Raw genomic sequence first — 7,019 nt, forward strand, 5'->3', positions numbered from 1 at the left:
ACAAACAGTCGTTCGGAGTGCCTCACACAGCTGGACGTCTTCGGGGGGAGTATGTCTGAGGAGTGCTGCGGCCGTTCGTGGCTTGACATCGAATGTCCGAGATCCGTCCGATTCTGTTGAAAAACTAGCTACCCCGGCAGACAGCGGCCAGACTCCTCGTGTCGGCAAGCGAGAGGGCACGCAGCATGATGGGGCGGCTATCGAGTGGGCGGGAGCGGCTGTTTTACGCGCTCAACCTGGAAGAGTATGTCCCCGGCCAGCACCTCTTGCGCCGTATCGATCGCTGCCTGGATCTCAGCGACCTGCGCCACCACCTCAAGGATTTCTACAGCCCTGTCGGGCGTCCCTCGATCGATCCCGAACTGATGATCCGCATGCTGGTCGTCGGCTACTGCTACGGCATTCGCTCCGAGCGGCGGTTGTGCGAAGAAGTCCATTTGAACCTGGCCTATCGCTGGTTCTGCCGGTTGGGGCTGGAAGACGAAGTGCCCAACCACTCGACGCTTTCCAAGAACCGGCACGGCCGCTTTCGGGCCAGCGGCCTGTTTCGCTGGCTGTTCAATGAAGTGGTTCTTCGCTGCATGACCGCCGGCCTGGTCAAGGGCGAAGGGTTTGCCGTGGATGCCAGCATCATCAAGGCGGACGCGAGCCGACAGCGCGGCATCGCCGGGGATGAAGCGATCAACTGGGGCGACCCGGCACTCGGCACGCGCGCCGTGCGTGAGTACCTCGAGGCGCTCGATGACGAAGCGCTCGCGCAAACGCTACCCAAGCGCTTGTCGCTGACCGACCCTCTGGCCCGCTGGACGGCTGCGCCGGGCGGGCCGGCGTTCTTCGCCTATTCCACGAACTACCTGATCGACACCGAGCACGGCGTGATCCTGGACGTGGAAGCCACGCCGGCTCACCGAACCGCCGAGGTCGAGTCGACCAAGACCATGGTGGAGCGCGTCGAAGAGCGTTTCGACATCACACCGGAACGTCTGATCGGCGACACCGCCTATGGGACAGCGCCCATGCTGGCCTGGATGGTGGAAGAAAAGGGCATCGAACCGCATGTCCCGGTGTGGGACAAAACCGAACGCAAGAACGGCACCTTCTCGAGCAATGATTTCCACTGGAATGAAGAGGATGGGGAATACCGCTGCCCGGCCGGACGCCCCCTGCGTAGCGAGTGGCGGGCCTTCAAGCGTCGGCGCTCCCACGTCACGAAAGCCAACACGGTGATCTACCGGTCCAGTCAGGCCGACTGCACAACCTGTCCGCTGAAGTCACGGTGTTGCCCGAATACGCCGATGCGCAAAATTGTCCGCAGCGTTCATGAAGCCGCCCGGGAAGTGGCTAGGAGCCTGTCGGGCTTAGAAAAATCAGGCGACGCTACGTGCTTTCTAAGCAAGTCACAGAAGCTTGACGCCGTAGAATTCACGTAGCGCTCAATTTTATGGTTGTTTTTTGCTCATTCTCGGGGTTTTCGCGAAAAGTCCGACAGGCTCCTAGGCGCATCGCCACCACGGCGGCGTATCAACGCTCCCGCTGCGAACGCAAAAAGGTCGAGATGCTCTTCGCCCATCTCAAGCGGATCCTGAAAGTCGATCGCTTGCGGCTGCGTGGACTGACTGGCGCAACCGATGAGTTCACGCTCGCCGCAGCGGTACAAAATCTGCGGCGATTGGCCAAGTTGGTTCCTCAGGGGCCACCGGTCACAGGATAGGTACGCCTGCTTGAAGCAGAAACCCTCCAAATAACCCCAAAACCCGAGCCTGAAGGCTCAACAGAACATCGAAAGGCCATGAAAAGTGGCGGGCCAGCCCTTCGGTGACCAATCCGAAGGCCAGCATGCCTACTGTAAGTAAAACCAGTTTTTCAACAGAATCGTCCCGAAGCGGCCGCTCGGCCGACTGCCTCGAAAGACCGCTCCTGGCCGGTTTCTGCCTGTTGCGGCGGGTCGGTTGGGGACGCGGCATCTTCTCAGGGTGCACGTCCTCTCGCTCGACTCAGGATGAAACTTCACTTTCATCCCACAGCTTTTGAGTTGTCACGGGGCGAACGCGAAACCCCATCGACTATCCGTCTTTCGCCCGCGCTTCATGGCTCATGGCTCATGGCGCTGGCCCGCCCGCTATGCTTGCGTGCCGCCCAATACCCCTCCTTGATCCGCCCCCGCTCCAGGGCACGGCAAATCGACGCCACCTGGCTCCCCGTCAAGATGGGCGTCTTCTTGCTCTGGATCTTGCGCAGCAACGCCCAGGGACCGAATACCCGTTCCGGCCACCCTTCCGGAAAGGTCGCCGAACCGCTCATCACCGCGTAGTTGGAGATCTTCGAGGCATGCCCGCCGATCGCCTGCCGCACGGCCTTGATCGCGGCGTAGTTCTGCACCAGCGGGTTCCGCACCCTGTTCTTTCGCCGACCGATGGTCTGCACCCAGGTATTCGGCTCGGTGGGGTCGACAACGATCGACCCTTTCAGGCAGCGGTTCTCGATCACGAAGAGGCCATAGCACGACACGACGACATGATCGACCTGCGTCGGTTTGCCCTCGTCCTTTCCCGGATACAGGGCGTGGGTGAACACCCGGTATTCCGAGTTCAGGCAGAGCCTGAGCAGCAAGTTCACCTTGTACTCGCCCCACCAGCCGCGATAGGCCGGCCTTTCCAGTAGGCGAGCATGAGCGATCGCCCCCAACCCCAGGAAGAACACCACCAGCGGCAAATACAGCGCCAGGAAATCGGACATAAAATTTCTCCTTCAAATCTTCGAGCAGCAGTCGGTCCACCGCCAGATCAGGTACATCGCGTCGTTGCCCGTGCCGGGAACGTGCCGGCCGGGACCGCCCTCCCAGGTCTGCGGGGGCTCGCCCAGCCACAGGGAGCGCTGGGTCTGCGACTTGGGCCAGAACTGGGTCAGCTTGTACTGGCTCTTGGGAATGGTCGGGTAGATCGAGGCGCGACAGAGGTTTTCGTCGCCCATGGTGCGTCGGGCCAGGCCCCGCCGGTGCTGCTGTGCCAGCAACCGCGCGCCGAGCAATGCCGTCGTGCGGTTCTGGTCCTGGCTGAAGACGCTGCCGGCCAGCGGATAAATGCTCCCCCAGGTGCCGGTGCACCACCACAGCGACTCCAGCGGCTCCTCCCGGGCGGTCACCAGGGCCGACTCGGCGGCGCAGGCCGCCTGAGCCACCGGGTTGGCCACCGCGGCGGACTCCGGGTGCTGGAAAAAAGCCAGCGTCGCGTTGTTCCAGGTCGGGTCGATCTCGGTGAAACTGATGATGTCCAGGTCCATGTAGCCGTCCGCACTGCACTTGGTCGGGGTGTAGAGATCCAGGATCTGCAGCAGCGGGAAGGCGTAGTAGTGGGTGTGGTAGAACGACCCGTCGTGCTGGCCGGTCAGCGAGTGGTTGTCGGTATTCAGCCGGCCATGGCTGCGCTTGTTGCCCAGCGGCAGCCGCGCGCCCCCCAGGGTGGGCGAGCAGCCCGGCGTCTTGACGGTCTCGACGATCCGCGCCGGCTCCCACATCGAGGTGGTGATGCCCGGCTTGTAGATGCCGGAGCTGCCCTCCTCGCACAGGCAAAACACCTTGTCGGTCGCCTTGTCCGGCGCCGCGCCGGGCGTGAACTGCACGCCGGCCACCCGGATGGGAAAGAGGCAGGCCCAGCAGATGTCGGTGAACAGCTTCGGGCCCAGCAGGGAGGAGTCCTCGCACAGGGGATCGGCAGCCTTCCCCGGCAGGGAAACGGTGCCGGCCAGGGCCGCCAGCAGCGCGGCACCGAGCCACTTCTTCTTATGGATGGGCATTGCCTTCCTCCTCGGCGCGGGCAAACTCGCGCACCACGAAGACCTCCCCCTCGGCCGTGACGACCGAAGGCGTTTTCCGGATCTGGAAGCGGCGGGCCAGGTCGCCCGGCAGCAGGTACAGCGGGGCGTCGATGGCCTGCTGGGTGCGCTCGAACAGCGGCCAGCCGGCCTCGGGCGGGATCTGCGTGGCCATGACGGTGACGGTCAGGCCGCGGCCATGCTCGGCCTGCTCGCGCTGGGCCAGAGCCACCTGCCAGGGCTGGGTCGGGTCGATCACCACCAGCTTCTGATCGAAGGGCCGCAAATGCAGGGGATTTATTCTCCCGGCCCGGGCTACGACCTGGCCCTCGGCATCGAGAATGTCCTGCGGTATCACCACCGAGGGATCGACCCGGCGGACGGCGTTCTCGGTGGCGGTCGGCAGGGCATGGCCGGTGTGGACGTGCCAGAAGCGGTCGAGGGCGCGCTGCTTCATGGCCGCGAAGTCCAGCCCTTCGATGCGCGCCTTGGCGACTTCCATCAGGTCGGGCTCGAGGATGTCGCGGGGCGTTCCCAGCGTGCCGAGGTCGCCGGTGCGCCCCTGCTGCAGGGCCTCCTCGACATAGGTCACCGCGTCGATGCCCACGACCTTCGCCGCCAGCGACTCGTCGGGACGCTCGATCACCACGGCGGGCACCAGCTGGATGCCATGGCGCCGGAACGCCAGCGGATCGAGCAGCACCGGCACCTGGCTCTCGGTCGCCTGGGTGAGCCGGTGCATCCGGGTCATGGCATCGACCATGCGCAGGCCGTCGGGGATGCCGCGAAACACCATCCCGACCCCGGGCTGGCCGTCGTAGCGGCGCAGGATGTCCTCAATCGCCGCCTCGCCCAGCGACCACGAGACGAAGACCAGCGTCCGGAACCCCTCGCCCAGCGGGTGCGGGCGCTCGGCGGGGGCCTCTTCGCGCGCGGGCAGATCCAGCGCCTCGCGCCGGGCCTGCGCCGCCTGTACCACCGTGTTGCGCGACAGCGCCTGCACCCACTCCAGCTCGCCTTGGTCGGTCAGGGCCTGGGCGCCCGCCCGTCCCTGCCGGGAGAGGTCGCTGGCCTGCTCCAGCAACGTGGCGGGAAGATCGCTCGGCTTGTAGACATTGGCGCCCAGCGGATTGGCTCCGAGCGCATTGGCTCCTTGAGAATTTTCCGAGGCGGGATTATCCGAGGCGAAAACAACGCCGCCCAGAGACAGACCCGCCAGCGCCGCCGCCAGGGCGCTCACCCTCAGTGTTTTCACCATAGCGGGTAGGCCCTGCCGATGATCTGATGGGAGGCGACCGATCCCCAGTAGCGGGAGTCGAACGAATCCGCCGTGCGGCCGAAGAACCAGTAGCGGTCAGCCTCGATCACCCCCTGGCGCACGTAGCGCTGCGGATCGAAGCCGTACTGGCGCGCGACCTGCAGGCCGGTGGCGATCACCTGGCCATTGACGCGGGTGCTTTCCTCCGTGACCGCCACCTGGTCGCCCGGCAGGCCGTCCAGCACCTTGACGAGGGTGGTGCCGTCCGCGAACAGCGGGCCGAGCCCCTGGGATTTGAAGGCGAAAATAGCGCCTCGGGCCGGTTCGGTTGCGTACTTGTCGATGATCCAGACGCGGTACGGCGGCAGGCACAGGTTCTCCTGCACGGCGATGGCCACCGAGTAGCGGCTGGCCAGGGCGACCACGCCGGCGGCGACCAGCGCCGAGAACAGGGCGCCCTTGGCGAGAAAGCCGGCGCTGACGCCGATCCGACGTGGCTGACGCGCCCGCTCGACCTCGGCCATGGCCCGGTCGATTTTGGCCTGAATGGAGAAGGGGTTGCGCAGCTTCATCGGGCGACCTCCTCGGCGGGCGACAACGTGATCCCCCGGTCCTCGAGCACCTGCAGGATCGCCTGCCGTTGCGGCATGCCGGCGAGCGTGTAGTTGCGCACCGCCTGCACGTCCTCCGGCGCGGTGGAGTACAGCAGCAGGGAATAGGGGTCCACCGTCAGCCGGGCGATCCCGATGCCCCGCGGCGTGATCATGAAAATCTCGGAGTAGTGCCCCTTGCTCGAGTGCACCGTCTTGAGGATGCGGTAGCCCCCCTCCCCCAGCGGCAGCCGCTTGTTCTCCTGGATGACGTTGATCGCCTCGGGTTTCTGGCCCAGCAGCAGGGTGAAGGCCGAGTTCTCGGCAATCGCCTGGCCGACCTTGTTCTGGTACAGGTCGTTCACCCCCTGGGTGATGACGATGGCCGAGCCGCCGTATTTGCGGAAACGCCGGTAACCGTGCTCAATGAACTCGCCGACGTTGCCCTGCGCCAGCAGGCTCCAGGCCTCGTCGATGATCACGATCTTCGGCCGGTCGCGCTCGCCCAGGTACATGTCCTGCTGGATCTGGTAGATCAGCTGCAGCAGCACCACCTGTTGCAGGTGCTGGCGCCCCTTGAGCTCTTCCAGCTCCAGCACGGTGAAGGGATTCTGGAAGTCGAGGTTGTTCTTGCCGTTGAAGTAGCGGCCGTACTGGCCCTTGCGGGTGAACGGGTACAGCTGGTGGCCGATGTCCTTGATGCGCTGGTCTTCGTCATCCGCCAGCAGGGCATTGGCGATGTCGTCCACGGTCAGTTCGTGCCCCTTCTGCTCCCAGCAGGCGGTCAGAATCCGCTTCAGGCCCGAGGTCTGGAAGTCGACCAGCGGGACGGTCGGCGCCGCCATCGCCGTCAGCAGGCCGATCAGCACGTCCTCCTCGTCGCTGAAATCCTTCACCAGCTCGAAGGGGTTGAGGCAGATTTTGGAGTCGTGGTCGAAGCGGGCAAAATCGCCCTGGAAGGCTTCGGCGAGCTTGAGGTAGGACAGGCCCACGTCGATCACCCACACCTTGGCACCGATGCTCAGGTAGGAGGTGATCAGGTAGTTGGTCAGGAAGGACTTGCCCGAGCCGGACTGCGCGGCAATCGTGCCGTTGTAGTTGGTGTCGGAGTCGTACAGGTCGAAGGTCACCGGCTGGCCGTTGCGCGAGATGAACGGCGCGACGGGGGTGCCGGTGCCCTTCCAGTCGCCATAGATCGGCAGGATCGGCAGGGCCTGGTTCAGACTCAGGGTCCGGAAGCGGAACAGATCGCGGATGGCGTCCGCGTCCGCACACAGGGGCAGGGCGTTGATGAACACGGGCAGCAGGCAGAACTTGTCCTCCATGAGGGTGAAGTTCTGCGTGGCGAAATGGGTCCGGGC

5 protein-coding genes and 1 pseudogene are annotated in these 7,019 nt (G+C 64.8%); 1 reads left to right on the forward strand and 5 read right to left on the reverse strand.

The genetic code is table 11. The features are described 5' to 3' along the window. The first annotated feature begins 185 nt into the window (after nucleotides 1-185). Nucleotides 186-1,711 (forward strand): annotated as a pseudogene (locus tag BMY22_RS16680) (transposase). 374 nt (nucleotides 1,712-2,085) lie between these two features. On the opposite strand, the gene BMY22_RS16690 reads toward BMY22_RS16680, so the two are convergent. The 5 genes from BMY22_RS16690 to BMY22_RS16710 form a co-directional block, all read right to left on the reverse strand. Next, entirely contained in the window at nucleotides 2,086-2,736 is a 651-nt protein-coding gene (locus tag BMY22_RS16690; RefSeq protein ID WP_090623953.1) for a nuclease-related domain-containing protein, read from the reverse strand. Between the two features lie 12 nt (nucleotides 2,737-2,748). Then, nucleotides 2,749-3,792: a TraU family protein gene (locus tag BMY22_RS16695; RefSeq protein WP_090623954.1), complete on the reverse strand. Its 1,044-nt coding sequence runs from the start codon at nucleotides 3,790-3,792 to the stop codon at nucleotides 2,749-2,751. Further along, a complete protein-coding gene (locus tag BMY22_RS16700) occupies nucleotides 3,779-5,068 on the reverse strand; it encodes a TrbC family F-type conjugative pilus assembly protein (RefSeq protein ID WP_090623956.1) in 1,290 nt (429 codons plus the stop codon). The genes BMY22_RS16695 and BMY22_RS16700 overlap by 14 nt, the downstream gene beginning before the upstream one ends. Continuing rightward, nucleotides 5,062-5,640 carry a S26 family signal peptidase gene (locus tag BMY22_RS16705; protein ID WP_090623957.1) on the reverse strand — a complete coding sequence of 193 codons (579 nt, stop codon included), beginning with the start codon at nucleotides 5,638-5,640 and terminating at the stop codon, nucleotides 5,062-5,064. Before BMY22_RS16705 ends, BMY22_RS16700 begins: the two co-directional genes overlap by 7 nt. Continuing rightward, the coding region (locus BMY22_RS16710) for a TraG/VirB4 family ATPase (RefSeq protein ID WP_143068521.1) at nucleotides 5,637-7,019 on the reverse strand (1,383 nt) is incomplete at its 5' end. The genes BMY22_RS16710 and BMY22_RS16705, both read right to left, overlap by 4 nt.

It is taken from the genome of Azotobacter beijerinckii, from assembly GCF_900110885.1.
In the GTDB taxonomy this organism is placed as follows: domain Bacteria; phylum Pseudomonadota; class Gammaproteobacteria; order Pseudomonadales; family Pseudomonadaceae; genus Azotobacter; species Azotobacter beijerinckii.

Bases quoted from the DNA above. Each gene is read 5' to 3' on its own strand.
- BMY22_RS16690 (WP_090623953.1), bottom strand. From the start codon at position 2,736: ATGTCCGATTTCCTGGCGCTGTATTTGCCGCTGGTGGTGTTCTTCCTG.
- BMY22_RS16695 (WP_090623954.1), bottom strand. From the start codon at position 3,792: ATGCCCATCCATAAGAAGAAGTGGCTCGGTGCCGCGCTGCTGGCGGCC.
- BMY22_RS16700 (WP_090623956.1), bottom strand. From the start codon at position 5,068: ATGGTGAAAACACTGAGGGTGAGCGCCCTGGCGGCGGCGCTGGCGGGT.
- BMY22_RS16705 (WP_090623957.1), bottom strand. From the start codon at position 5,640: ATGAAGCTGCGCAACCCCTTCTCCATTCAGGCCAAAATCGACCGGGCC.